We start from the raw sequence: 25017 nt of genomic DNA, 5'->3' as shown, positions 1-25017 counted from the left end.
CTGCCTATTCGAGGAGAGAACTTGATGAAGACCCTGTTGCTCGCGACGGCATTCGTAGCACTCGCTCTGACCCCCGCATCGGCTGCCAAGATGGCGTGCACCAGTGCGAACATGGCAAAGCTCGTTGCCGGACTGGGCGGCGAAGACACGCCCAGCAAGATGGCAGCGCGGAAGTCGATGGCTGCGGCCAATTCCGACATGAGCAAAGGCAACATGCGCGGCGCCTGCAAGCACTACGCGAGTGCCGAGAAGGCGATGGCGAAAAAGTAAGACATTCCCGCCGAATTGACACGTTCTGGCCGCGCTGGCAGCAGATGGCAGCGCGGCTTTTTCGCGTCTCTGCTTCTTTGCCTCGCGGCGAATCCCGCTACATTGCACGCTGCAATGCCCCGCACGCCCAAGCCGCTTCCGCTCTCGACGACACAGGCCCGGCAGATCTGGCTGCATGCCCAGCGGCTGACCGACCGCGCTCCGTTCGGCGAAGGCGCAGAGGCCGTCTCGGCCGCTGTCGCCCATCTCGGCTATGTGCAGATCGACACCATCAACGTCATCGAGCGTTGCCATCACCACATCCTGTTCAGCCGGATCCCGTCCTATCGCCGCGCCGATCTGCGCCACGCCCAGAGTGTCGACAAGACCGTGTTCGAGTACTGGACGCACGCGCTCTCCTACGTGCCGGCGAACGACTTCCGTTTCTTCCTGCCGGCGATGCGCGAGCACCGCCGCGAGGGACACAAATGGTTCGCCGCGGTGAAGCCGGCCGACACGCGCAAGGTGATGCGGCTGCTGCGCGGCGGGCCGCTGACGATCCGTGACATCGACGACGACGTGCTCGTCGAGAAGGAGCATCTGTGGCAGAGCCGCAAGCCCTCGAAGCGGGCGCTGCAGCTCGCCTTCTATACCGGGGCGGTCACCATCAGCGCGCGCCAGGGCATGCTTAAGACCTACGAGTTGACGACGCGTCATTTCGGCTGGGATAGGCTGCCGAAGCCGGCGCCGGCAAGCGAGATCACGGCCTATCTGCTCGACCGCGCGTTGCGCTCGCAGGGCGTGGTCAGCCTCGATTCGGTCTGCCATCTCGATGCGCCCAGCAAGAAGCCGGTCGCGCGCCTGATCGCCTCGCGCGTCCGCCGCGGCGAGCTCGTGCCCGTCGCGATCGAGGGCGCCGGTAAGCAGGAGCACTGGGCCTCGCCTGCAGCGCTTGAGCCGCATGAGGTGTCGCCCGATCTCGTCCACATCCTCTCGCCGTTCGATCCCCTGATCATCCAGCGCAAGCGCACCAACCTCATCTTCGGCTACAACCACCTGTTCGAAGCCTATGTGCCGAAAGCCAAGCGCAAGCTCGGCTATTTCGCGCTGCCCGTGCTGGTCGGGGACGAGATCGTCGCCGCGCTCGATCTCAAGACCGACCGGCAGAACAAGAAGCTGTTGATGCAGAAATGGACCTGGGTCGGGCAGGGCAGGAAGACGGCGGGCCGCAAGGAGCTGAAGCGCGTGATCGAGGAGGAGCTGGACCGTTTCGAACGGTTTCAACTGGCGGAGTGAGTCTCCGACGGCAGTCTTGTAGGGTGGGCAAAGCGAAGCGCGCCGCCTATTCGACGACGAGACGTGGGCACGGCGCTACGGCGCCTTTGCCCACCCTGCGGGACCGCGCATGGCAACGCGATCGATCCACATGCCAAACGCAATCCCAAAAGCAGCGCGGATCAGTGAGGTCCGTAGAGGCGCAACAGGCGTGCCCGGCTGCGTCTCGTGCATTGCTTGCTCCATTGACTCTTTGCTAGCGATGCTGAAAACGGCCGCAGACCCGAAAAAAGCAACAACCCCGGGGGAAGCAATGAGCCAGACCACCACCTATGCCGGTTCCACCGGTGCCACCAAGTCGGACATCGAAACCTCGACCATCCGTGCCATCTCCTGGCGCCTGATTCCGTTCCTGGTGCTGGCCTACTTCTTCTCCTATCTCGATCGCGTCAATCTCGGCTTCGCCGCGCTGACCATGAATGCGGACCTGAAGTTCACGCCGCTGATCTACTCCTGGGGCGCCGGCATCTTCTTTATCGGCTATTTCATCTTCGAGGTGCCGAGCAATCTTGCGCTGGAGAAATTCGGCGCGAGCCGCTGGATCGCCCGCATCATGGTGACCTGGGGCATCATCTCGGCGCTGATGGCGGTGGTCAGCGGCGTCACCAGCTTCTACGTCCTGCGCTTCCTGCTCGGCGTCGCCGAGGCCGGCTTCTTCCCCGGCATCATCCTTTATCTCACCTATTGGTATCCGGCCGAATATCGCGCCCGCTTCCTTGCTGCCTTCGCCATCGCGGTGCCGGTCTCGACCGTGATCGGCGCGCCGATCTCGGGCCTGTTGCTCGGGCTCGACGGCATGATGGGGCTGAAAGGCTGGCAGTGGCTGTTCATCCTCGAGGGCATCCCATCGGTGCTGCTTGGCATCGTCACCTGGTTCTATCTCACCGACAAGCCGGAGAAGGCGGACTGGCTCTCGGCCGAGCAGAAGGCCTGGCTGAAGGCGAAGCTGGATGCGGAGATCGCGGCCAAGCAGGCGGTGAAGCATTTCTCACTCGGCGAGGCGCTGTCTTCACCGAAGGTGATCGCGCTCAGCCTGGTCTATTTCGGCTTCGTCGGCGCGCTCTACGGCATGCAGTTCTGGCTGCCACAGATCGTCAAGGCGTTCGGCCTCACCAACGCCCAGACCGGATTCGTCACGGCGATCCCGTATCTGTTCGGCACCATCGCCATGATCCTGTGGGCGAGGCATTCGGATGCGAGCCGCGAGCGCGTCATGCATGTCGGCGCGCCGCTGCTGCTCACCGCAGTCGCGCTCGGCATCTCCTCCTATCTCACCGATCCCACGCTGACGATGGTGGCGCTGACGGTGGCCGCGATCGGCGTGTTCTGCTGCTTCGGCGTGTTCTGGACGCTGCCGACTGCCTGGCTCTCCGGCACGGCGGCCGCCGGCGCCATCGCGCTGATCAACTCGATCGGCAACCTCGCCGGCTTCGGCGGGCCGTACTTGATCGGCTGGGTCAAGGAGGCGACGGGGCAGACCTCGACGGGCCTCTTGGTGCTCGCCGTGCTGCCGTTGATCGCGGGCATCCTGGTGTTCGTCGGCGGACACGACAGCAAGCACGAGTTCGCCGACCGGGGGCGGTGAGGGGATTTTTGTAGGGTGGGCAAAAGGCGCTCTTCGCGCCGTGCCCACCATCTTCTCCGCAGAGCAGTCTGGTGGGCACGCTCCGCTTTGCCCACCCTACAATAACACCTCGCGGCCCAGCCTACCCTCCTTATCACTCCCCTTCACGATCACGCATTCCTGATGACTGACGATTATTGACTTTTATCAGTGAACAGTCGACATTCCTCTCAATCGAGATGCAGGAGTGTCCTTCGATGTTCGTCCGGTCGATTTTGTCGAGCTATTCCAAGCTTTTCGCAGGAGCCGCGCTCGCCCTGATGGCCGTTTCGCTGGCAGGGTGCAACGATACCGTCGCCGAGAAGGCCGAGCCGCCGCGGCCAGTTCTGGTGGCAACCGCCCACTACGCTGCCGAGACCCCGGAGCGCAGCTTCGTCGGCACCATCCGTCCCAGGATCGAGAGCGATCTCGGCTTCCGTGTCGCCGGCAAGGTTGCCAAACGCCTCGTCGAAGTCGGCCAGACAGTCGAAATCGGCCAGCCGCTCGCCACCCTCGACGAGGTCGACCTGAAGCTCCAGGCCGAGCAGGCCGTTGCCGAGCAGACCGCCGCAACCGGCGTGCTGGCCCAGGCCGCCGCCGCCGAGCAGCGTGCCAAGGACCTCAAGGCCAAGGGCTGGACCACGGACGCCCAGCTCGACCAGAGCCGCGCCGCCGCCGATGAAGCCCGTGCGCGCTTGAACCGGGCCGAGCGCTCGGTCGAGTTGACCAAGAATTCCCTTTCCTACGCGACGCTCAACGCCGACGCCCGCGGCGTCGTCACCGCAACGCTGATCGAGCCCGGCCAGGTGGTTGCCGCGGGCCAGGCTTCGATCCGTGTTGCCCGCTTTGCCGAGAAGGAAGCGGTCGTCGCGATCCCTGAGACGCTGGTCGGACGCGCCAAGTCGGGCGTCGCCAGCGTCACTCTCTGGTCCGAGCCGAACAAGAAATACACGGCCAAGCTGCGCGAGATCGCGCCGGCAGCCGATCCCGCCACGCGGACCTATCTGGCAAAGTTCTCGCTGCCCGAGGCCGACGACAAGGTCGCGCTCGGCATGACGGCGACGCTGACGCTGTCGGATGCCGCGACCGAGCGCGTCGCGCGGTTGCCGCTGTCGGCGCTCTTCAACGAAGGCGGCAAGCCCTCCTTCTACGTCGTCGACGACAACGGTGGCGTCACGCTCAAGCCGGTCACGGTGAAATCCTACGAGAGCAAGGACGTCGTCATCACCGGCGGCGTCGAAGAGGGCGCCAAGATCGTCGCGCTCGGCGTGCAGAAGCTCGATCCCGGCCAGCGGGTGCGGATCGTGTCGTCACTGAGTTTCTAGTCCTGTCATTTTCCGGGTTCGCCCTGCGGTCGCCCCGGATCGGCGAGACAAAAGAAGTGAGTTACGTCGTGTGAGGTGAGTTTCGGCCTTTGTCCCTAAGCAAAGGCTGAAGCGGCGAAGCGATCCAGAACCTGCCCAGCCCCCTGGATTGCTTCGCTGCCTCGCGACGACGGTTTGAACAGAGCGGCTGTCGTTGTTTGCAACTGGATCGTCTTTCGGAGAGTGCGATGAAGCGCTTCAACCTTTCGGCCTGGGCCGTCAGCCATCCGACGCTGGTGCTCTTCCTGATGATCATCCTCGGCGTCGCCGGCTTCTTCTCCTACGAGAAGCTCGGCCGTGCCGAGGATCCGTTCTTCACGGTGAAGGTGGTCAACGTCTCCGTAATCTGGCCCGGCGCGACCGCGCAGGAAATGCAGACCCAGGTTGCCGATCCCATCGAGAAGAAGATCCAGGAGCTGCCCTATTTCGAGAAGGTGCAGACCTATTCCAAGCCCGCCTTCACCGCGCTCCAGGTCACCTTCCGCGACAACACGCCGCCGAAGGACGTGCCCTACCTCTTCTATCTCCTGCGCAAGAAGCTGGTCGACGTGCAGGGCCAGCTGCCGTCCGGCATTCTCGGGCCCGTCGTCAACGACGAGTTCTCCGACGTCGATTCCATCCTCTACATGATGACCGGCGACGGCGCCGATTATGCCCAGCTCAAGAAGGTCTCCGAAGGTTTTCGCCAGCGCCTGCTCAAGGTGCCCGGCGTGACCAAGGTCGACGTCTACGGCAACCAGGATGAGCGCATTTTCGTCGAGTTCAGCCACGCCAAGCTCGCCACGCTGGGCATCACGCCGCAGGCGCTGTTCGATTCGCTCGCCAAGCAGAACAACGTGACGCCGGCCGGCACGGTCGAGACCTCCTCGCAGCGCGTCCCGCTGCGCGTCACCGGCGCGCTCGACGGTGCCAAGGCCGTCGCCGAAACGCCGGTCGAGAGCAACGGCCGCGTGTTCCGTCTCGGCGATATCGCCACCGTCACCCACGGCTATGTCGATCCGCCGAGCTTCGTTGTGCGCCAGGAAGGCAAGCCTGCCATCGGCATCGGCGTCGTCACCGCCAAGGGCGCCAACATCCTCGAGCTCGGCAAGGAGGTCGAGAAGGCGACGGCCGACTTCATGAAGGCGGTGCCGCAGGGCGTCGACGTCAAGCTGATTGCCGATCAGCCCAAGGTGGTCGAGCACGCGGTCGGCGAGTTCGTGCACTCCTTCATGGAAGCGCTCGTCATCGTGCTGTTCGTCTCGTTCCTGGCGCTCGGCTGGCGCACCGGCATCGTGGTCGCATTGTCGGTGCCCCTCGTGCTCGGCATCGTCTTCATCGTCATGAACACGATGTCGCTCGACCTGCACCGCATCACGCTCGGCGCGCTGATCATCGCGCTCGGCCTGCTCGTCGACGACGCCATCATCGCGGTCGAGATGATGGTGGTGAAGATGGAGCAGGGCTGGGACCGCATGCGTGCGGCGTCCTTTGCCTGGGAATCTACTGCGTTTCCGATGCTCACGGGAACGCTGGTCACGGCCGCTGGCTTCCTCCCCATCGGCTTTGCCAATTCCGCGGTCGGCGAATATGCCGGCAGCATCTTCTGGATCGTGGCGATCGCGCTGGTCGCCTCCTGGTTCGTGGCGGTGATCTTCACGCCCTATATCGGCGTCAAGCTGCTGCCCGAGATGAAGGCGCACCACAATCACGATCCGCACGCGGTCTATGAGACCCGCATGTATCGGGGCCTGCGCGCCATCGTGAAATGGTGCGTCAACCACCGCATCACCGTGGTGGTCGCGACCGTCGGCGTCTTCGTCGCCTCGATCGTCGGTTTCGGCCAGGTCCAGCAGCAGTTCTTCCCGCTGTCGGAGCGGCCCGAGCTGTTCTTCCAGCTTCGCCTGCCGGAAGGCACCGCCTTCAACGTCACCGAGAAGGCGGTGAAGAAGGCCGAGACGCTGCTCAAGGACGACAAGGACATCGAGACCTATACCGCCTATGTCGGCCAGGGCTCGCCGCGCTTCTGGCTCGGCCTCAACCCGCAGCTTCCGAACGAGGCCTTTGCCGAGATCGTCATCGTCGCCAAGGGCGTCGAGGCGCGCGAGCGCATCAAGGCCAAGATCGAGACCGCGGCTGCCGAGGGCTTCCTGACCGAGGCACGCGTGCGCGTCGACCGCTTCAATTTCGGTCCGCCGGTGGGCTTTCCCGTCCAGTTCCGCGTGATCGGCCCCGACGCCAACAAGGTCCGCGAGATCGCCTACCAGGTCCGCGAAGTCATGCGGGAGAACAAGAGCGTCAAGGACGTCCAGCTCGACTGGAACGAGCAGTCGCCCTACCTCAAGCTCGTCGTCGACCAGGATCGTGCCCGCGCCATGGGCCTGACCCCGCAGGACGTCTCGCAGGCGCTGGCGATGCTGATCTCGGGCTCGCAGGTCACCACCGTGCGCGACGGTATCGAGAAGGTCGGCGTAGTCGCCCGCGCGATCCCGTCCGAGCGCCTCGACCTCGGCGGCGTCGGCGATCTCACCATCACCTCGCGCAATGGCGTCGCCGTGCCGCTGCAGCAGATCGCCAAGATCGAATACGCGCACGAGGAGCCGATCATGTGGCGGCGCAACCGCGACATGGCCATCACTGTGCGTTCCGACGTGGTCGACGGCGTGCAGGCCCCTGATGTCACTAACCAGATCACGCCGAAGCTGAAGCCGATCATGGATCACCTCGAGCCGGCCTACCGGATCGAGCCGGGCGGCGCGTTCGAGGAATCCGCCAAGGGCAACGCCTCGATCTTCATCCTCTTCCCGGTGATGGTCATGGTGATGCTGACGCTGCTGATGATCCAGCTGCAGAGCTTCTCACGGCTGATCCTGGTGTTCCTGACCGCGCCGCTCGGCATCGTCGGTGCCTCGCTCGGCCTTAACGTCGCCAATGCCCCGTTCGGCTTCGTGGCGCTGCTCGGCCTGATCGCGCTCGCCGGCATGATCATGCGCAACACGGTCATCCTGGTCGACCAAATCGAGACCGACGTCAGCCACGGCCTGACCCGGCGCGAGGCGATCGTCGAGGCGACCGTCCGCCGTGCCCGGCCGGTGGTGCTGACGGCGCTCGCCGCCATTCTCGCCATGATCCCGCTGACGCGCTCGGCTTTCTGGGGCCCGATGGCGATCACCATCATGGGCGGCCTGTTCGTCGCGACCTTCCTGACGCTGCTGTACCTGCCGGGCCTCTACGCCCTGTGGTTCCGCAAGAGCCTGGACGAGGCCGGAACGCCCGAGCAGCCGGCCGCGCCGCAGCATGGGAGCGATGACCCGCACGCAATTCCGCTTGCCGAAGCGGCTGAATAGATGAGAAGACTGCTGACCAGCGAGTCCTGACTGATGGCCCTTGTTTCGGAACATATCGAAGTCGACACCCGGGATCGCATCCTCGAGGTGGCCGAGCGGCTGTTCCGCCAGATCGGCTACCAGAAGACGACCGTCGGCGACATCGCCAAGGAGCTCAGGATGAGCCCCGCCAACGTGTATCGCTTCTTCGAATCGAAGAAGGCGATCCATCAGGCGGTGGCCCGCTCGCTGATGGGCGAGGTCGAGCTGGAGGCGCAGCGGATCGTGGCAAGGCCCGGTCCGGTGCTGCCGCGCTTCCGCGAGCTGCTCATCACCATCAATCGCATGAATACCGAGCGCTATGTCGGCGACAACAAGCTGCATGAGATGGTCGAGATCGCGATGCAGGAGGACTGGGAGGTCTGCGTCACCCATATGGAGTGCATTGCCGGAATGATCGGCCAGATGATCGCGCAAGGCGTCGCCTCCGGCGAGTTCGAGGCGCCCGACCTGCAATTGGCCGCGCTCTGCTCATGCACGGCAATGATGCGCTTCTTCCACCCTCAGATGATCGCCCAGTGCGCCACCAAGCCGGGCCCGACCATTGACCAGATGATCGATTTCGTCATCGCGGGTCTGTCGCCGCGCCACTGACGCGGCAGCGGGTTTCCTCCTATAAGCAGACTGATCGCCCGGGCATGACCGCCGGAGGCGGACCGGGACGGACCCACAAACTCCGTCATTGCGAGCGCAGCGAAGCAATCCAGACTGTCTTCGCGGAGGGATTCTGGATTGCTTCGCTGCGCTCGCAATGACGAAAAGGAAGCAGCGCGTGACCGACAAAGACCTGTACTTCTACGAGCCCTCCAAGGGCCATGGCCTCAAGCACGACCCCTTCAACGCCATCATCGCGCCGCGGCCGATCGGCTGGATCTCCTCGCGCGACGCCAGGGGCCACGTCAACCTTGCGCCCTACAGCTTCTTCAACGCGTTCTGCTACGTGCCGCCGATCATCGGCTTCTCCTCGACCAACTGGAAGGACACGGTCGAGAACATGCAGCAGACCGGCGAGTTCGTCTGGAATCTGACGACGATGGATCTCGCCAAGCACATGAACGCGACCGCGGCGCATGTCGCCCCCGAGGTCGACGAGTTCGAGGTCGCGGGCCTCACCGCCGTGCCCGGCAAGCTCGTCAATGTCCCGCGCGTCGGCCAGAGCCCCGTCGCGTTCGAGTGCAAGGTGTCCGACATCGTCCGCCTCAAGGGCGCCAATGGCAAGGAGGCCGACGCCTGGCTGACGCTCGGCGAAGTCGTCGCCGTCCACATCGACAAGGCCTTGATCAAGGACGGCGTCTACCAGACCGCCGCCGCCCGCCCCATCGTCCGCGCCGGCCGGCGCGGCGATTATTTCGAGATCAAGCCGGAAAACATGTTCGAGATGGTGCGGCCGGATTAGGCCCTCTCCCTCAACACGGTCATTCCGGGGCGCGCCGTTAGGCGCGAGCCCGGAATCCATACTCCCGATGGTGGTTATGGATTCCGGGCTCGACGCTTGCGCGTCGCCCCGGAATGACGTCGACAAATAGTTAACCCATTTCCCCTCCCGGAACTGGACCCACGCCCCCGCCGTTATCGCTCGGGCGGCCGCCCGGCCGCGTCAATGTTGCAGGCGAGATGCTCGCCTCCGCCAGCCGATTTCCGCTAAAATGCCTGACAACCGCGCCGATGCATGAGGTCCGCCATGAGCTTCCGCCGCGACACCATCACAAAGCCGATCTTCTCATTGGCGCGCGGCGTGCTGCCGGCGATGTCCGACACCGAGCGCGAGGCGCTGGAGGCGGGGGACGTCTGGTGGGATGCCGATCTCTTCACCGGCAACCCCGACTGGTCGAAGCTGCTGAAGGTCCCGCAGGCGACGCTGACGGACGAGGAGCGGGCCTTTCTCAATGGCCCCGTCGACGAGCTCTGCGCCATGCTCGACGAGTGGAAGATTTTCTGGGAAACGCGCGACCTGCCGCAGGACGTCTGGCACTTCGTCAAGCGCGAAAAGTTCTTCGGCATGATCATTCCGAAGGAGTTTGGCGGCCTCGGCTTCTCGCCCTACGCGCATTCGGAGGTGGTTCGCAAGATCTCGACCCGCTCGATCGCGGCCGCGGTCACCGTGATGGTGCCGAACTCGCTCGGCCCGGGCGAGCTCCTGATGCGCTTCGGCACCACAGAGCAGCAGCAGCGCTGGCTGCCGCGCCTTGCCGACGGCCGCGAGATTCCCTGCTTCGGCCTCACCAGCCCGGAAGCCGGCTCCGACGCTGCCTCGATGGTCGACACCGGCATCATCTGCAAGGGCGAATTCGAGGGTCGCGAGGTCGTCGGCCTTCGCCTCAACTGGCACAAGCGCTACATCACGCTCGGTCCCGTCGCGACGCTGCTCGGTCTTGCCTTCAAGGCCTATGATCCCGATCATCTCGTGGGGAGCCGGGAAGAGCTCGGCATCACCGTGGCGCTGATCCCGACGAACCTGCCCGGCGTCGAGATCGGGCAGCGTCATCTGCCCTCGATGCAGGTCTTTCAGAACGGCCCGAATTGGGGCCGCGACGTCTTCATCCCCCTCGACTACGTCATCGGCGGCAAGGAGCGCCTCGGGCAGGGCTGGAAGATGCTGATGACCGCGCTCGCAGCCGGCCGCGGCATCTCGCTGCCGTCACTGTCGGCCGCCGGGGCCGCCTATGCGGCGCGCACCACCGGCGCCTATGCGCGCATCCGCGAGCAGTTCGGCATCTCGATCTCCAAGTTCGAAGGCGTCGAGGAGCCGCTCGCCCGCATCGTCGCGACCGCCTACCAGCTCGACGCCGCGCGCCGGCTCACCTGCGCGGCACTGAACGCCGGCATCCATCCCGCCGTCATCTCCGGCATCATGAAGCTGCACGCGACCGAGCGGATGCGCACCGCGGTCGACGACGCCATGGACATCCATGGCGGCAAGGCCGTGATCGACGGTCCGCAAAACTATCTCGGCAATCTCCACCGCGCCGTGCCGGTCGGCATCACGGTGGAAGGCGCCAATATCCTGACCCGCAATCTCATCGTGTTCGGGCAAGGCGCGATCCGCGCCCATCCTTACCTGCTCGACGAGATGAACGCGCTCGCAGATAGCGATCGCGAGCGCGGCCTCGGCGCGTTCGACAAGGCGTTCTGGAAGCATGTCGGCCACAGCTTCAGGACACTCTTCCGCGCCATGGGTCGCAGCTGGACCTTTGGCGCATTCGCCCCAGTGCCCGATGCGGGCGATGCCACGCCCTTCTATCGCCAGCTCTCGCGCTACTCGGCGGCCTTCGCGCTCTGTGCCGACATGGCGCTGCTGACGCTCGGCGGCGCGCTCAAGCGCAAGGAAATGCTGTCGGCCCGCTTCGGCGACATCCTGTCCGAGCTCTATCTGCTCTCGGCCGCGCTGAAGCGCTGGCAGGACGAGGGGCGGCAGAAGGAGGACTTTGCCGCGCTGGAATGGTGCATGGCGACCGGGTTCAAAACCATCGAGAACCGGCTCGCCGAAATCCTCGCCAACCTGCCGAACCGCTTCGTTGCCAGCTTCCTTAGGCTCGTGGTCCAGCCGTTCGGCGCCCGCGTGCTCGGCCCGTCCGACCGAATCGTGCACCAATGCGCTGCCATCGTGCTGGAGCCATCGGCGGCACGCGAGCGCCTCACGCCGGATCTGGCCCATGTCGACGACGACGGCGGCTTTGCGCGGCTGGAGCGCGCGTTCAAGCTGGTCGCGGCGACGGATGCGATCGCCAGGCGCATGCGCGCTGCGCAGATCCGCGACTGGAAGGAGGCGGTGACCAAGGGCGTGATCACGCAAGCCGAGGGCGAGCAACTCGCCGCTGCCCGCGAAGCCGTCACAAAAGTGATAGAGGTCGACGATTTTGCGCCAGAGGCGCTGTCGCCGATTTACAAGAAAACCGTCAATGTGCATCAGTTCTTCCAGGAACTCGGTGAGCAGAGGGCGGCGAGCTGATGGCACGACCGGTATTCATCGTCGACGGCAGCCGGACGCCGTTCCTGAAGGCGCGTTCGGGGCCGGGGCCGTTCACGCCGGTCGATCTCGCCGTGCAATGCGGCCGGCCGCTCTTGGCGCGCCAGCCGTTCTCGCCCGACAGCTTCGACCAGGTCATCCTCGGCTGCGTTAACGTGATCGCGGACGAGATGAACCCGGCCCGCGTCGCCGCGCTCCGGCTCGGCATGGGCGAGGACATGGTCGCCTTCACCGTGCAGATCAATTGCGGCTCGGGCATGCAGTCGATCGACACCGCCTACCGCTATATCCGCGAAGGCCATGCCGACATGATCCTCGCCGGCGGCACCGAGGCCTTGAGCCACGCGCCGCTGGTCTGGCCGAATTCCGGCGTGCGCTGGTTCGCCGGCCTTGCCACCGCCAAGGGCGTGGCCGCGAAGCTCGCCTCGGCGTTCAAGCTGAGGCCGCGCGATCTCAAGCCGATCATCGGCCTCGAGCGCGGCCTGACCGATCCCGTCACCGAGCTGAACATGGGCCAGACGGCGGAGGTCGTCGGCCATCTCTTCGGCATCACGCGCGCGCAGTCGGATGCCTATGCGGCCGAGAGCCATCGCCGGCTCGCGCATGCGCAAAGCGCGGGTTATCTGAAGGGCGAGGTCGAAACGGCGTTTTCCCGCGACGGCAAGTTCTTCGACCACGACGATGGCGTGCGTCCGGACTCCACCGCCGAGACGCTCGCAAAGCTCCGGCCGGTGTTCGAGCGGCCGTGGGGCCAGGTCACCGCCGGCAATTCCTCGCAGATCACAGACGGTGCCTCCTGGGTGATCCTCGCCTCTGACGCTGCCGTTGCAAAGCACAAGCTGACGCCGAAAGCTGCGATCGTCGACAGCCATTGGGCCGCGCTCGACCCCAGCATCATGGGGCTCGGTCCGGTGATGTCGGTGACGCCGCTGCTGAAGCGCAACGATCTCACCCTCAAGGACGTCGAGACCTGGGAGCTGAACGAGGCCTTCGCAACGCAAGTGCTCGGCTGTCTCGCCGCCTGGAACGACGACAAGTTCTGTCGCGAAATCTTGCGGCTCGACGGCGCCGCCGGCGAGATCGAGCGCGAGAAGCTGAACGTCGACGGCGGCGCGATCTCGCTCGGCCATCCCGTCGGCACCTCCGGCAACCGCATCGTGCTGCATCTCGTCAACGCGATGAAGCGGCTCGGCACGCGGCGCGGAATTGCCACCGAATGCATCGGCGGCGGGCTCGGCGGCGCCATGCTGATCGAGGCGGTATGACCATGGATTCCAAGATCATGACCGTGCTCGCCGACCGCGTGCTGGAGCTCGGGCCGCGCCCCGCGCCGGAGGGGCCCTACAAGCATTTCAAGCTGACGCGAGATGAAGACGGCATCGCCTGGCTGCTGTTCGACCGCGCTGATGCCAGCGCCAACACCCTGTCCTCCGACGTGATGGAGGAGTTCGATGCGGTGCTCGCAGCGATCGAGACCGAGCGTCCCGCCGGTCTCGTCATCCGCTCGGCAAAGCCGTCGGGCTTCATTGCCGGCGCCGACGTCAATGAATTCCGCGGTGCCAGCGATGCAGGCATGGTGGAGACGCGCATCCGCGCCGCGCACGCCGTGGTCGACCATCTGGAAGCATTGAAGCTGCCGACGGTCGCTGTCATTCACGGCTTCTGCCTCGGCGGCGGGCTCGAGGTGGCGCTGGCCTGCCAGGCGCGCATCGCCATCGAGGGCGCACGCTTCGGCTTCCCGGAGGTGATGCTCGGCCTGCATCCCGGCCTTGGTGGCACGGCGCGGTTCACGGCGCTGGTCAACCCGACCCAGTCGATGGCCCTGATGCTGACCGGCCGCACCATTGACGCCCGCCGCGCCAAGGCGATCGGCCTCGTCGACACCGTGACGCAGGAGCGGCATGTCCAGGGCGCGGTGAAGGATGCGCTGTTCGGCCGCCTGAAGCGGGCCAAGCCCGGTCTGCTGACGCGCGCCGCCAGTCTCGGGCCGGTGCGCAGCCTGCTGGCCAAGCGCATGCGCGCGGAGGCCGCGAAGGCCGCATCGCGCGAGCATTATCCAGCGCCTTACGCGCTGATCGATCTCTGGGAGTCCCATGGCGGCAGCAAGTCCGCGATGCTGAAGGCCGAGCAGGCCGCGTTCGCCAAGCTGATGGTGACGCCGACCGCGCAGAATCTGATCCGGGTCTTCTTCCTGCGCGAGCAGATGAAGAAGGCGGCAGGCGCCGGCAGCACGGTGAAGCATGTCCACGTCATCGGCGCCGGCGCGATGGGCGGCGACATCGCGGCCTGGTGTGCGGGGCAGGGCCTTCGCGTCTCGCTCGCCGACATGAAGCCGGAGCCGATCGCAGGCGCGGTCAAGCGCGCGGCCGACCTCTATCGTAAGATCATCCGCAAGCCCACCGAAGTGCGCGATGCGCTCGATCGGCTGATCCCGGACATGGACGGCGAGGGCGTTCGCAACGCCGACCTCATCATCGAGGCGGTGCCGGAAAAGCTGGAGCTGAAACAGAAGGTCTATGCCGTGCTCGAGCCGCGGATGAAGCCCGGAGCCATCCTTGCGACGAACACGTCCAGCATTCCGCTGCAGGACCTGCGCACCACGCTGGCGCGGCCGGAGCGGCTGGTCGGCCTGCATTTCTTCAACCCGGTGTCGCGGCTGCAATTGGTCGAGGTCGTCAGCCATGACGGCAACGATGCACACGTGCTGAAAGAGGCGCTCGCCTTCGTCGGAGCGATCGACCGTCTGCCTTTGCCTGTAAAGAGCTCGCCGGGCTTCCTCGTCAACCGCGCGCTGACGCCCTACATGCTGGAAGCGATGATGATGCTGGACGAGAAGATCGACCAGCGCCTGATCGATGAAGCGGCCGTGCAGTTCGGCATGCCGATGGGTCCGATCGAGCTGGCCGATCAGGTCGGGCTCGACATCTGCCTCGACGTCGGCGACATGCTGCGCACCAAGTTCGGCGATCTCCTGCCGCCGACGCCGGCCTGGCTGCGGGAGAAGGTCGCCAAGGGCGAACTCGGCCGCAAGACCGGCAAGGGCTTTTACACCTGGAAGGACGGCAAGGCGGAGAAAGCACCGTTGCCGGAGACCGGACCGCGCGTCACCGACCAGATGATCGACCGCCTGGTGCTGCCGATGTCCAATGTCTGCGTTGCGGCGCTTCGCGAGGGTATCGTCGACGACGCCGAAGCGGTCGATGGCGCCATGATCTTCGGCACGGGGTATGCCCCGTTCCGGGGCGGTCCGCTGAACTATGCGCGCACGCGCGGCGTGGAAAACATCGTATCCACCCTGCGCGCGCTGGCGGAACGATTCGGCGCGCGTTTCGCGCCCGATCCGGGCTGGGACAATTTCAAGTGAGAGTCATATGAGCGAACAAGAGACCGGACCGAGCGGGGATCTCTGCATCCGCACGCTGGCGATGCCGGCCGACACCAACGCCAATGGTGACATCTTCGGCGGCTGGCTGCTCAGCCAGATGGACGTCGGCGGCGGCGTGTTCGCCTCGAAGGTCGCGCGGTCGCGCACCGTGACGGTCGCGATTGAGGCGATGAATTTTCGCAAAGCGGTCTATGTCGGCGATCTCGTCTCGGTCTATGCCAATCTCGTGCGCGTCGGGCGCACCTCGCTAACCGTGCATCTCGAGGCCTGGGCATTGCGGCGCAAGGAGTTGCATCCGTTCCTCGTCACCGACGGTCATTTCACCTACGTCTCGATCGACGACCACGGCCGTCCACAGGCTATCCAGCGAAACGATCCGCCGATCGCGACGTAATCCGCGCGCGACGCTCTGCCCCACCTGCGAGGTCTTGCAGCGCCGCAAAACACGGCACGAGCTAGTCACCTCGTCGCGGCTTCGCCAAGAACCAGTCATAAAACGGATGAGGTCCCGGCGTACTCAATTGCGTGTCGATTCGGGGTGGAAACGGCCTCAATGCCCTAGGGAACCTTTGGGCACGAGCACCGTTATTTGCCCGCACTGAGGAAGCCACGGACTATGCCGGACAGCTACATCATCGAAGTCGATTCGCAGACCGCAGGTATCGTCGTTCGTTCTTCTGGAGGCTACTGCTTCTTCGCCTCATCGCACCGCTTCAACCGTCTCGAAGGCCAGTTATTCCGCAACGCCCGCGAAGCCGAGCGCGCCGCGCGCAGGCTGGTGAATGGCGACGTGAAGGAGGCGGCGTAACTGTCATTCCGGCCCGCGAGGCGTGGTCGGAATTTTTTGCCGAGCGCACCGCTGCCGTTCCTTCTCCCCTTTGTGGGGGAAGGTGGCCTAGGCCGCCTCCGGCGGCCGTGCGTTAATAGAACGCCGAAGCAAAGCTTCGGCAACGGCGCCGGTTGAGGGGTTGGCTCCGCGAATTCAATAGAGAGTTAGATCCGCGGATAGATACCCCTCACCCGGCTTCGCTTGCGAAGCCACCCTCTCCCGCAAGGAGAGAGGGAAAGACGTGATCACAACTTCGTCGCCGCCCGCGACAACAGCTTCCACTCGTCGCCTTGCTTCTGCCAGTTCATCAGGATGTGAAGGTTGGTCGATACTTTTTTCCCATCGGCCGCCATCTCCTGCTCGCCCAGCCAGTGGAAACGCACGATCGCTGCGGGGCCGACGACCTTGATGGTGGGATCCTTGTATTCGATGGACAGAAATTTCGACTTGCCGTCGGTCGCGTTGGCGATGAACGTCGCCTTGTCCTCGACCTTGCCGCTCGAATGGCTGTAGCTCAGTTCCTCCGCGCAGAGCGCGCCGAGCGCCTTGGGATCGGCCGCGATCTGGGCGAGGCGGAAGGCCTCGACCCTCTTCGCCACCGCTTCCTCGTCTGCCGAAGCGGCGAGCGCGGGCGTCGCGAACGCAAGCGCGGACACGGCGAGCGTCGAGAGAGCCAGATCGCGTCGGTTGATCGTCATGGTTTCCTCCTTTTTGATCTTGCAATCAGTGTTGCAGTCGCACGCGACTTTGTCGAGTGTCACCTGCCTCATGTGGATGCGTCATTGCGCGATCGAGGCCGTATTGATACGCCTTCCGCATCGATGCGTCGCGCATTTGGGAAAGTACGGAAATGATCGAGACCAAACACGATGGAATGGGCCGGGCGCTGTTGTTCGACATCGACGGCACGCTCGCCGACACCGATCCGTTGCACTTGAAGGCTTTCAACCAGGTGCTCGGCCCCCACGGACACGTCTTCGATCACGCACGTTTCTCCCTCGAGCTGCAGGGCTTTGCCAATGTCGCGATCGGCGAGCGCTTTCTGCCCCACGAGGCGCCGGAGCGGCGCGCCCTGATTCTCGAAGAGAAGGAGGAGGTCTTCCGCACGCTGGTGGCCGGGCAGATCGCACCGCTGCCGGGGCTGATGGCGCTGCTCGACCGCGCCGATGGCGCCGGCATCCCCGTGGTCGCGGTGACCAACGCGCCGCGACTCAACGCCGAGCTGCTGCTCTCCGGCCTCGGCATCACGCATCGTTTCAAGGCGCTGGTGATCGGCGCCGAGCTGCCGCACGGCAAGCCGCATCCGCTCCCCTATCAGGAAGGGCTGCGTTTCGTCGGCGCGAGCCCGCAAGCCTCGATCGCATTCGAGGACTCCCGCACCGGCGTGCAGTCCGCAACGGCCGCCGGCATCCCGACTGTCGGCATCCGCACCAGCCTCAGCCATTCTGACCTAGTTGGAGCAGGCGCAGTCACGTCCGCGAGCTCGTTCGACGACCCGACGCTGCTCGCGCGTCTCGCGAGTGCCATGGCATGGTAAGACCTCGGTCGGTTAACCGTGATCGGCGTCCGCATTGACCGAGGGCGCAAACCGCCGCACCATGCATTATTCTGATGTGAGGCCTTTGCCGTGACCGGATTGACCCATCGCCAAGCCGAAATCCTCAACATCGCGCGCGCCTCCGGCCGTGTCATGGTCGAGGAGCTCGCGCGCCGCTTCGAGGTGTCCGCGCAGACCATCCGCAAGGATCTCAACGATCTCTGTGAGCGGAGATCGCTGACCCGCATCCATGGCGGAGCCATCATCGCCTCGGGCGTGGAAAACCTCGCCTATGAGGCGCGCCGTTTCGTCGCCGCCGACGAGAAGAAGGCGATTGGCGCTGCCGCCGCCTCGCTGATCCCGAACGGCTGCTCGCTCTTCATCAACATCGGCACCACGACGGAGGAGGTGGCGAGCGCGCTGACCTCGCATGAGGATCTGCTCGTCATCACCAACAACCTCAATGTCGCGATGCTGCTCTACCGCCATCCGCGCATCGAGGTGGTGGTCGCCGGCGGCACGGTGCGGCGCGCCGATGGCGCCGTGGTCGGCTCGACCGCGACGCAGCTGATCGGACAGTTCAAGGTCGACTATGCCATCATCGGCGCCTCGGCGATCGACGAGGAGGGGGCGCTGCTCGACTTCGACTATCGCGAGGTGCAGGTGGCGCAGGCCATCATCGCCAATGCCCGCAGCGTCATGCTGGTCGCCGATTCCACCAAGCTGCGCCGCAGCGCGCCGGTGCGCATCGCGCACATCACCCAGATCCAGACCTTCGTCACCGACCAGGAGCTGCCCGAGCGCCTCGCCACCATCTGTCACAGCAAGGGCATCGAGGTGGTCGAGGCGATGCCGAAGGGCGCGGAGGTCGACGATGCGTCGGCCGAGGTGCAGGATGCCGCACCGGAAGCCGCACCAGTGGTGCGGCTGAGATAGCGGCTAAGCGTCGTCCCACGGGTTGAGCAGCGGAACGCCCGTCGGTTTGAAATCCTCTACATTGCGCGTAACAACCGTCAAACCATGAACTAGCGCCGTTGCAGCAATGAGCGCGTCGCGTTCAGCGCGCGGATTGGGAACGTGAAGTTGCGCGCAACGCTGCGCCACGATGGTATCGATCGCCAGGATCCGACCCTCGAAGCGAGCCAGAATCTGGCTGTTGATCCAGCTGCGCAAGATGGCACCTTGCGCTGTGTCCTTGCGTTCGATCAGGCGTGCGCCAAGTTCGATCTCGAGAATCGAGATGACTGAGATGAAGAAGTTTGCTGCTGGAATTGCGCCTGCCCAGGCAACGACGTGCCGATCAGCCTTGTCCGGTCGCCTCAGCTCGGAAACGACATTGGTATCCAGCAGAAACATCAGTCGAGATCGGCGGGCTTAGAGATGCCGCCCTCAATGCGAGGCGGATCGAAGTCGAAGGCCGCATCCGCCTGCGCCAGAGCTTCCGCAAGGCTCATGTGCCCGCCGGTCAGGCGCAAGTAATCCTCGATGGTCAGCAGGACATGGGCTGGACGGCCGCGATCCGTAATGAAAACGGGTCCTCGCGATGCCGCTTTCTTGGCGCCGCTGGTGTCTTGATTGAATTCTCGGCTGCTGAGGGTGGTGACCATCTTCTGAGCCTCCAAGCCGTGGAATGTCGATTGGGGGAATTTATGTAGAAATGTTGCTACATGCAAGCTGGTTCGCCGATGCTGGCTGCCGTTCGATTGTGCGGCTTGCCGCAAGTCTGTCCGTCCACCTGCCGATCTCGCCGCCTCCTTGCCCACCAAAAAGTTCCTCTTTCGCTTCCTTTCGCCTCTCTTTCATCTTGCTTTCGTTTTTCGGTGTGATCTAATCAAAAGCGAAAGTAGCCGCTCGACGGAACGGGCGGTCGCCGGGGGATGCGTCAGTTGGAGCGTATTTTCGATCTCGCCATCATCGGAGGCGGTGTTAACGGCTGCGGCATCGCGCGTGACGCGGTGGGCCGCGGCAATACCGTTTTCCTGTGCGAAATGAACGATTTGGCGAGCGGGACATCGTCCTGGTCAACCAAGCTCGTGCATGGCGGCCTGCGCTATCTCGAATATTACGAGTTTCGGCTGGTCCGCGAGGCGCTGATCGAGCGCGAGATCCTCTGGGGCATCGCGCCCCACATCATCCGGCCCCTGCGCTTCGTTCTGCCGCATCACGCCGGCCTGCGCCCAGCCTGGCTGCTGCGCCTAGGCCTCTTCCTCTATGATCACATCGGCGGCCGCCACCTGTTGCCGGCGACCCGCTCGGTCGATCTCAAGCGCGATGAGGTCGGCAAGCCGCTGATCCCGAACCGCTACAGCCGCGCCTTCGAATATTCGGACTGCTTCGTCGACGACGCCCGCCTCGTCGTGCTCAATGCGCGCGATGCAGCCGACAAGGGCGCCGAGATCCGCACCCGCACCCGCGCCACCGAGATTCGCCAGTCGGACGGCGTCTGGACCCTCAGCATGGTCGATACGCTGACCGGCGCGCGCTCGCAGATCCAGGCCAAGGCGCTGATCAATGCCGGCGGGCCCTGGGTCGAGGACGTGCTCGGCCGCGGCGCCGGCGTGAATGCGAAAGCCAAGGTGCGCCTGGTGCAGGGCTCGCACATCGTCGTGAAGAAGCTCTACGACCACGACCGCGCCTACATGTTCCAGAATGCCGATGGCCGCATCATCTTCGTGATCCCGTACCAGGATGACTTCACGCTGATCGGCACCACCGACCGCGACTATGACGGCGATCCTGCCAAGGTGAAGGCGACGACTGAAGAGATCGAGTATCTCTGCAAGGCGGCCAGCGAATATCTGGCCAAGCCCGTCGCGCCCGCCGACGTGGTCTGGACCTATTCCGGCGTGCGTCCGCTCTATGACGACGGCGCCAGCGAGGCCAAGGCCGCGACGCGCGACTACGTGTTCGAGCTCGACACGCCCGGCGGCGTGCCGCTGCTGTCGATCTATGGCGGCAAGATCACGACCTATCGCAGGCTCGCCGAAGAGGCCCTGGAGCGCCTTGCGCCTTACTTGCGCAGTGCGAAAGCGCGCGAGGGCTGGACCGGCAAATGGCCGCTGCCGGGCGGTGACATGAACGTATCCGACATCGACGGCCTGATCGCCGAGCTGCAACGCGGCTATCCCTTCCTCAGCCATGAGCATGCGCGGCGCCTGGCGCGCGCCTATGGCACCCGTGCGATCAAGCTGCTCGGCGATGCAAAATCGGCTGCGGATCTCGGCCAGGCCTTTGGCGCCACGCTGACCGAACGCGAGGTCCGCTATCTCATGGCCAATGAATGGGCCGTCACCGCCGAGGACGTGGTCTGGCGCCGTTCCAAGCTCGGCCTGCGACTATCTGCCGACGAGATCGCGACCCTCGACGACTGGATCAGGAGCCATGCCGTGGCGCAAAGTCCCCTGCTGGAAGCGGGAGGACGCTCATGACCGTGACACTCGATCACGTGACCCGGACCGTGGAAGGCGTGCCGCACATCCGTGACGTCTCGCTGACGCTCGAAAGCGGTACGCTCAACGTGCTGCTCGGGCCGACGCTGTCAGGCAAGACCTCGATCATGCGGTTGCTCGCCGGCCTCGACAAGCCGACCACGGGCAAGGTGTTCGTCAACGGCAAGGACGTCACCGGCGCCGACGTGCGCCAGCGCTCGGTCGCGATGGTGTACCAGCAGTTCATCAACTACCCCTCGCTCACGGTGTACGAGAACATCGCTTCGCCCCTGCGCGTGCAGGGCAAGCCGCGCGACGAGATCGAGGCGCGCGTCGCCGAGGCCGCAAAGCTGCTGCGGCTCGAGCCATTCCTGAAGCGCACGCCGCTCCAGCTCTCCGGCGGCCAGCAGCAGCGCACCGCGATCGCACGCGCGCTGGTCAAGGGCGCCGACCTCGTGCTGCTCGACGAGCCGCTCGCCAATCTCGACTACAAGCTGCGCGAGGAGCTGCGGGCGGAGCTGCCGCGCATCTTCGAGGCCTCCGGCGCGATCTTCGTCTATGCCACAACCGAGCCGACCGAGGCGCTGCTGCTCGGCGGCAACACGGTGTGCATGTGGGAGGGCCAGGCGCTGCAGATGGGTGAGACCACCAATGTCTATCGCCGGCCGCAGACCTTGCGCGTTGCGCAGGTGTTTTCGGATCCGCCGCTGAATCTTGTGGGCCTCGAGAAGGGGAACGGCATGGTCCAATATGCGGGCGGGAGTGCAGCGCCCGCCTCCGGGCTTTATGCCGGTCTGCCCGACGGCTTCTATCGCGTCGGCTTTCGTGCCCATCAGCTCGGGCTTGCCAATGGCGAGGCCGACCGTCACGCCTTCCACGCCACTGTCACGGTGACCGAGATCACGGGTTCGGAGAGCTTCGTGCATCTGACCCGCGACGGATCGAATTGGGTGGCGGTGCTGCACGGCGTGCACGAGTTCGAGCCGGGCCAGATGCTCGATGCCGTGCTCGATCCCAATGATGTCTTCGTCTTCGATGCCGCCGACCGTCTGGTCGCGGCACCGGGCTCTTAGGAGGGAGATGCGCCATGGCCCGCATTGACCTCGTCGATCTCGCCCATTCCTACGGCGGCAACGATGCGCCGCAGGAGAGCTTTGCGCTCAAACCTGTCACTATGACCTGGCGGCAGGGCGGCGCCTATGCGCTGCTTGGCCCTAGCGGCTGCGGCAAGACCACGCTTCTGAACGTCATCTCCGGCATCATCACGCCGTCGCGAGGGAAGATCCTGTTCGACGGCAAGGACATCACGCCGCTGTCAACCCAGAAGCGCAACATCGCGCAGGTGTTCCAGTTTCCGGTGATCTACGACACCATGACGGTGGGGCAGAACCTGGCGTTTCCGCTGAAGAACCGCGGCGTGCCGAAGGCCGACATTGACAGGCGCGTCGCCGAGATCGGTCGCCTGCTCGATCTCGAGCCCTATCTGAACCGCAAGGCCACGCGCCTGACCGCCGACGCCAAGCAGAAGATCTCGCTCGGCCGCGGCCTCGTGCGCAACGACGTTGCCGCCGTGCTGTTCGACGAGCCGCTGACCGTGATCGACCCCGAGCTGAAATGGCAGCTCCGCTCCAAGCTGAAGGCGCTGCATCGCGAGCTCGACCTCACGATGATCTACGTCACCCATGACCAGACCGAGGCGCTGACCTTCGCCGACACCGTGGTCGTCATGCATGACGGCCGCGTGGTGCAGAGCGGCACGCCGGCCGAGCTGTTCGACAAGCCGGCGCATACTTTCGTCGGCTATTTCATCGGTTCGCCCGGCATGAACATCCTGCCGGCCGAGGTGAGGGGGCGTGAGGCCAGGATCGACGGCCACGTCATCGCGCTGAATCGCAGCTACGACAACCTGCCTGCAGGGGCGAAGATCGAGATCGGCGTCCGTCCCGAATTCGTCGAGGTGGTCGCGCCCGCACCTAGCCTGCTCACTGCCAGGATCGAGCGCATCGACGATCTCGGCCGCATCCGCTTCGCGCGCGTGCGCGTCGGCGACGCCAAGCTCGCGGCGCGCGCCCCTGGCGGCTTCACCAGCGCGGGCGGTACCGCCGGGCTGAAATTCGATCCGTCGCACGTCCACGTCTATGCCGACAGCCTTCTGGTGGAGGGAGCCGCCTGATGGACAAGACCGTCAACCAAAAAGCCTGGTTCCTGGTGCTGCCGGTGTTCCTGGTCGTCGCCTTCTCGGCGGTGCTGCCGCTGATGACGGTGGTGAACTATTCGATGCAGGACACCTTCGGCAACAACCAGTTCTTCTGGAACGGCGTCGGCTGGTTCAAGGAGCTGCTCGATCCCTCCACCGACCTCGGCGGCCGCTTCCTCGCCTCGCTCGGCCGCAACCTGTTCTTCTCGCTCGTCATCCTCGCCATCGAGGTGCCGCTCGGCATCGTCGTCGCGTTGTCGATGCCGCGCGAGGGCTGGACGGTCGCAGCCTGCCTCGTCATTCTTGCGCTGCCGCTGCTGATCCCCTGGAACGTGGTCGGCACCATCTGGCAGATCTTCGGGCGTCCCGACATCGGGCTGCTCGGCTACGTCCTCAACGCCATGGGCTTCGACTACAACTACGTCTCCAACGACGTCGATGCCTGGTTCACGGTCATCGTGATGGACGTCTGGCACTGGACCAGCCTCGTCGCGCTGCTGTGCTATGCCGGCCTGAAGTCGATTCCCGAAGCCTATTACCAGGCCGCGCAGATCGACGGCGCCTCGCGCTGGGCCGTGTTCAAGGCGATCCAGCTGCCGAAGATGAACCGCGTGCTGTTGATCGCGGTGCTGCTGCGCTTCATGGACAGCTTCATGATCTACACCGAGCCGTTCGTCGTCACCGGCGGCGGACCCGGCAATTCCACCACCTTCGTGTCGATCGAGCTCGTCAAGATCGCGCTCGGCCAATTTGACCTCGGCAAGGCCGCCGCCCTGTCGCTGGTCTACAATCTCATCATCCTGATTGTCTGCTGGATCTTCTACACCGTCATGACCAATGCCGGTGTCGAACGCAAAGTCCAGGCTTCGAGCGAGCCGGCGGTGGAGCCCAAGCCTTCGCCCGCGCTCAAGCCCGTGCCCGCACTCGAGCCAAGGGAAGGAGTGGCCTGATGCATTCGATCCCCGGCCGCCGCCTCATCATGGGGCTGTTCCTGATCTTCCTGCTGCTGCCGATCTACTGGCTCGTCAACATGAGCTTCAAGACCAACAGCGAGATCGTCTCGACGATGACGCTTTGGCCGCACAATCCGACGCTGCAGCACTACAAGCGAATCTTCACCGACGAGAGCTGGTATTCGGGCTACATCAATTCGCTGGAGTACGTCGTCCTCAACACCATCATCTCGATCGCCGTGGCGCTGCCGGCGGCTTACGCCTTCTCGCGCTACCGTTTCCTCGGCGACAAGCATCTGTTCTTCTGGCTGTTGTCGAACCGCATGGCGCCGGCGGCGGTCTATGCACTGCCGTTCTTCAACCTCTATTCGGCGATCGGCCTGTTCGACACCCCCTGGGCCGTCGCGCTCGCGCACTGCATCTTCAACGTGCCGCTGGCGGTGTGGATCCTCGAAGGCTTCGTCTCCGGCGTGCCGCGCGAGATCGACGAGACCGCCTTCCTCGACGGCTATTCCTTCCCGCGCTTCTTCATCAAGATCCTGGTGCCGCTGATCGCGAGCGGCATCGGCGTCGCCGCCTTCTTCTGCTTCATGTTCTCCTGGGTCGAGCTGCTGCTGGCGCGCACGCTGACCTCGGTGCACGCAAAGCCCATTGCCGCGATCATGACGCGCACGGTCTCGGCCGCCGGCATGGACTGGGGCCTGCTCGCCGCCGCCGGCGTGCTCACCATCATTCCGGGCGCGCTGGTGATCTGGTTCGTCCGCAACTACATCGCGCGCGGCTTCGCGCTCGGCCGCGTGTAAGG

General features: G+C 64.8%; 22 protein-coding genes. 19 read left to right on the top strand and 3 right to left on the bottom strand.

The features are described from left to right. Nucleotides 1-24 precede the first annotated feature (24 nt). The 12 genes from ACVWYQ_RS14380 (at nt 25) to ACVWYQ_RS14325 (ending at nt 16076) form a co-directional block, all read left to right on the top strand. Nucleotides 25-270: a hypothetical protein gene (locus ACVWYQ_RS14380; protein ID WP_271538416.1), complete on the top strand. Its 246-nt coding sequence runs from the start codon at nt 25-27 to the stop codon at nt 268-270. 114 nt (nt 271-384) lie between these two features. Continuing rightward, on the top strand, nt 385-1545 hold the full coding sequence (locus ACVWYQ_RS14375) for a winged helix-turn-helix domain-containing protein (protein WP_271538414.1): 1161 nt from the start codon (nt 385-387) through the stop codon (nt 1543-1545). 292 nt (nt 1546-1837) lie between these two features. Then, a complete protein-coding gene (locus ACVWYQ_RS14370; protein ID WP_456725718.1) occupies nt 1838-3169 on the top strand; it encodes an MFS transporter in 1332 nt (443 codons plus the stop codon). 236 nt (nt 3170-3405) lie between these two features. After that, nucleotides 3406-4512: an efflux RND transporter periplasmic adaptor subunit gene (locus ACVWYQ_RS14365; protein WP_157286428.1), complete on the top strand. Its 1107-nt coding sequence runs from the start codon at nt 3406-3408 to the stop codon at nt 4510-4512. 227 nt (nt 4513-4739) lie between these two features. Further along, the gene (locus ACVWYQ_RS14360) at nt 4740-7877 is read left to right on the top strand and encodes an efflux RND transporter permease subunit (RefSeq protein WP_404543447.1); all 3138 of its coding nucleotides are present in this window, start codon (nt 4740-4742) and stop codon (nt 7875-7877) included. 33 nt (nt 7878-7910) lie between these two features. Continuing rightward, the gene (locus tag ACVWYQ_RS14355) at nt 7911-8510 is read left to right on the top strand and encodes a TetR/AcrR family transcriptional regulator (RefSeq protein WP_157286426.1); all 600 of its coding nucleotides are present in this window, start codon (nt 7911-7913) and stop codon (nt 8508-8510) included. A gap of 178 nt (nt 8511-8688) precedes the next feature. Continuing rightward, on the top strand, nt 8689-9312 hold the full coding sequence (locus ACVWYQ_RS14350; protein WP_456725717.1) for a flavin reductase family protein: 624 nt from the start codon (nt 8689-8691) through the stop codon (nt 9310-9312). Nucleotides 9313-9597: 285 nt separating this feature from the next. Next, the gene (locus ACVWYQ_RS14345) at nt 9598-11865 is read left to right on the top strand and encodes an acyl-CoA dehydrogenase (protein WP_404543445.1); all 2268 of its coding nucleotides are present in this window, start codon (nt 9598-9600) and stop codon (nt 11863-11865) included. Continuing rightward, nucleotides 11865-13148, top strand: coding sequence for an acetyl-CoA C-acetyltransferase (locus tag ACVWYQ_RS14340; RefSeq protein WP_404543443.1), 1284 nt, complete (start codon nt 11865-11867; stop codon nt 13146-13148). Before ACVWYQ_RS14345 ends, ACVWYQ_RS14340 begins: the two co-directional genes overlap by 1 nt. A gap of 2 nt (nt 13149-13150) precedes the next feature. After that, a complete protein-coding gene (locus ACVWYQ_RS14335) occupies nt 13151-15247 on the top strand; it encodes a 3-hydroxyacyl-CoA dehydrogenase NAD-binding domain-containing protein (RefSeq protein ID WP_404546331.1) in 2097 nt (698 codons plus the stop codon). Nucleotides 15248-15254: 7 nt separating this feature from the next. Next, on the top strand, nt 15255-15662 hold the full coding sequence (locus ACVWYQ_RS14330; RefSeq protein WP_157286421.1) for an acyl-CoA thioesterase: 408 nt from the start codon (nt 15255-15257) through the stop codon (nt 15660-15662). A gap of 222 nt (nt 15663-15884) precedes the next feature. After that, a complete protein-coding gene (locus ACVWYQ_RS14325; protein WP_036013862.1) occupies nt 15885-16076 on the top strand; it encodes a hypothetical protein in 192 nt (63 codons plus the stop codon). A 266-nt stretch (nt 16077-16342) separates the two neighbouring features. Here ACVWYQ_RS14325 and ACVWYQ_RS14320 read toward each other — a convergent pair whose 3' ends face one another. Continuing rightward, complete coding sequence (locus tag ACVWYQ_RS14320; protein WP_157286420.1) at nt 16343-16795, bottom strand: nuclear transport factor 2 family protein; 453 nt, start codon at nt 16793-16795, stop codon at nt 16343-16345. 152 nt (nt 16796-16947) lie between these two features. Here ACVWYQ_RS14320 and ACVWYQ_RS14315 point away from each other — a divergent pair, with 152 nt between their 5' ends. Both ACVWYQ_RS14315 and ACVWYQ_RS14310 read left to right on the top strand, forming a co-directional pair. Continuing rightward, on the top strand, nt 16948-17634 hold the full coding sequence (locus ACVWYQ_RS14315; protein ID WP_404543441.1) for an HAD family hydrolase: 687 nt from the start codon (nt 16948-16950) through the stop codon (nt 17632-17634). Between the two features lie 90 nt (nt 17635-17724). Continuing rightward, on the top strand, nt 17725-18570 hold the full coding sequence (locus ACVWYQ_RS14310; protein WP_036013860.1) for a DeoR/GlpR family DNA-binding transcription regulator: 846 nt from the start codon (nt 17725-17727) through the stop codon (nt 18568-18570). A 3-nt stretch (nt 18571-18573) separates the two neighbouring features. On the opposite strand, the gene ACVWYQ_RS14305 is transcribed toward ACVWYQ_RS14310, so the two are convergent. Next, nucleotides 18574-18990 carry a type II toxin-antitoxin system VapC family toxin gene (locus tag ACVWYQ_RS14305; RefSeq protein WP_404543440.1) on the bottom strand — a complete coding sequence of 139 codons (417 nt, stop codon included), beginning with the start codon at nt 18988-18990 and terminating at the stop codon, nt 18574-18576. Then, nucleotides 18990-19241 (bottom strand): type II toxin-antitoxin system prevent-host-death family antitoxin, encoded by a 252-nt coding sequence (locus ACVWYQ_RS14300; RefSeq protein ID WP_404543438.1) that lies wholly within the window; start codon nt 19239-19241, stop codon nt 18990-18992. Before ACVWYQ_RS14300 ends, ACVWYQ_RS14305 begins: the two co-directional genes overlap by 1 nt. 270 nt (nt 19242-19511) lie before the next feature. Between ACVWYQ_RS14300 and glpD the strand changes: the two genes are divergently transcribed. Genes glpD through ACVWYQ_RS14275 form a run of 5 tightly spaced genes read left to right on the top strand, consistent with a single transcriptional unit; the run spans nt 19512 to nt 25015 of the window. Further along, nucleotides 19512-21062, top strand: a complete 1551-nt coding sequence (gene glpD, locus ACVWYQ_RS14295; protein ID WP_404543436.1) for a glycerol-3-phosphate dehydrogenase — start codon at nt 19512-19514, stop codon at nt 21060-21062. After that, the gene (locus ACVWYQ_RS14290) at nt 21059-22135 is read left to right on the top strand and encodes an ABC transporter ATP-binding protein (RefSeq protein WP_057026248.1); all 1077 of its coding nucleotides are present in this window, start codon (nt 21059-21061) and stop codon (nt 22133-22135) included. Before glpD ends, ACVWYQ_RS14290 begins: the two co-directional genes overlap by 4 nt. Before the next feature lie 14 nt (nt 22136-22149). Continuing rightward, nucleotides 22150-23235 (top strand): ABC transporter ATP-binding protein, encoded by a 1086-nt coding sequence (locus ACVWYQ_RS14285; RefSeq protein ID WP_404543434.1) that lies wholly within the window; start codon nt 22150-22152, stop codon nt 23233-23235. Next, the gene (locus ACVWYQ_RS14280) at nt 23235-24209 is read left to right on the top strand and encodes a carbohydrate ABC transporter permease (RefSeq protein ID WP_157286414.1); all 975 of its coding nucleotides are present in this window, start codon (nt 23235-23237) and stop codon (nt 24207-24209) included. Before ACVWYQ_RS14285 ends, ACVWYQ_RS14280 begins: the two co-directional genes overlap by 1 nt. Continuing rightward, a complete protein-coding gene (locus ACVWYQ_RS14275; RefSeq protein ID WP_157286413.1) occupies nt 24209-25015 on the top strand; it encodes a carbohydrate ABC transporter permease in 807 nt (268 codons plus the stop codon). Before ACVWYQ_RS14280 ends, ACVWYQ_RS14275 begins: the two co-directional genes overlap by 1 nt. Nucleotides 25016-25017 lie beyond the last annotated feature (2 nt).

The organism is Bradyrhizobium sp. USDA 3397 (assembly GCF_054060965.1).
The sequence above is the reverse complement of the archived record's forward strand: the minus strand, read 5'-3'. Positions and strand labels throughout refer to the sequence as shown.

Bases quoted from the DNA above. Each gene is read 5' to 3' on its own strand.
- ACVWYQ_RS14360 (WP_404543447.1), top strand. From the start codon at position 4,740: ATGAAGCGCTTCAACCTTTCGGCCTGGGCCGTCAGCCATCCGACGCTG.
- ACVWYQ_RS14315 (WP_404543441.1), top strand. From the start codon at position 16,948: ATGATCGAGACCAAACACGATGGAATGGGCCGGGCGCTGTTGTTCGAC.
- ACVWYQ_RS14330 (WP_157286421.1), top strand. From the start codon at position 15,255: ATGAGCGAACAAGAGACCGGACCGAGCGGGGATCTCTGCATCCGCACG.
- ACVWYQ_RS14285 (WP_404543434.1), top strand. From the start codon at position 22,150: ATGGCCCGCATTGACCTCGTCGATCTCGCCCATTCCTACGGCGGCAAC.
- ACVWYQ_RS14370 (WP_456725718.1), top strand. From the start codon at position 1,838: ATGAGCCAGACCACCACCTATGCCGGTTCCACCGGTGCCACCAAGTCG.
- ACVWYQ_RS14380 (WP_271538416.1), top strand. From the start codon at position 25: ATGAAGACCCTGTTGCTCGCGACGGCATTCGTAGCACTCGCTCTGACC.
- ACVWYQ_RS14280 (WP_157286414.1), top strand. From the start codon at position 23,235: ATGGACAAGACCGTCAACCAAAAAGCCTGGTTCCTGGTGCTGCCGGTG.
- ACVWYQ_RS14340 (WP_404543443.1), top strand. From the start codon at position 11,865: ATGGCACGACCGGTATTCATCGTCGACGGCAGCCGGACGCCGTTCCTG.
- ACVWYQ_RS14375 (WP_271538414.1), top strand. From the start codon at position 385: ATGCCCCGCACGCCCAAGCCGCTTCCGCTCTCGACGACACAGGCCCGG.
- glpD (WP_404543436.1), top strand. From the start codon at position 19,512: ATGCGTCAGTTGGAGCGTATTTTCGATCTCGCCATCATCGGAGGCGGT.
- ACVWYQ_RS14335 (WP_404546331.1), top strand. From the start codon at position 13,151: ATGGATTCCAAGATCATGACCGTGCTCGCCGACCGCGTGCTGGAGCTC.
- ACVWYQ_RS14345 (WP_404543445.1), top strand. From the start codon at position 9,598: ATGAGCTTCCGCCGCGACACCATCACAAAGCCGATCTTCTCATTGGCG.
- ACVWYQ_RS14290 (WP_057026248.1), top strand. From the start codon at position 21,059: ATGACCGTGACACTCGATCACGTGACCCGGACCGTGGAAGGCGTGCCG.
- ACVWYQ_RS14275 (WP_157286413.1), top strand. From the start codon at position 24,209: ATGCATTCGATCCCCGGCCGCCGCCTCATCATGGGGCTGTTCCTGATC.
- ACVWYQ_RS14305 (WP_404543440.1), bottom strand. From the start codon at position 18,990: ATGTTTCTGCTGGATACCAATGTCGTTTCCGAGCTGAGGCGACCGGAC.
- ACVWYQ_RS14325 (WP_036013862.1), top strand. From the start codon at position 15,885: ATGCCGGACAGCTACATCATCGAAGTCGATTCGCAGACCGCAGGTATC.
- ACVWYQ_RS14365 (WP_157286428.1), top strand. From the start codon at position 3,406: ATGTTCGTCCGGTCGATTTTGTCGAGCTATTCCAAGCTTTTCGCAGGA.
- ACVWYQ_RS14300 (WP_404543438.1), bottom strand. From the start codon at position 19,241: ATGGTCACCACCCTCAGCAGCCGAGAATTCAATCAAGACACCAGCGGC.
- ACVWYQ_RS14320 (WP_157286420.1), bottom strand. From the start codon at position 16,795: ATGACGATCAACCGACGCGATCTGGCTCTCTCGACGCTCGCCGTGTCC.
- ACVWYQ_RS14355 (WP_157286426.1), top strand. From the start codon at position 7,911: ATGGCCCTTGTTTCGGAACATATCGAAGTCGACACCCGGGATCGCATC.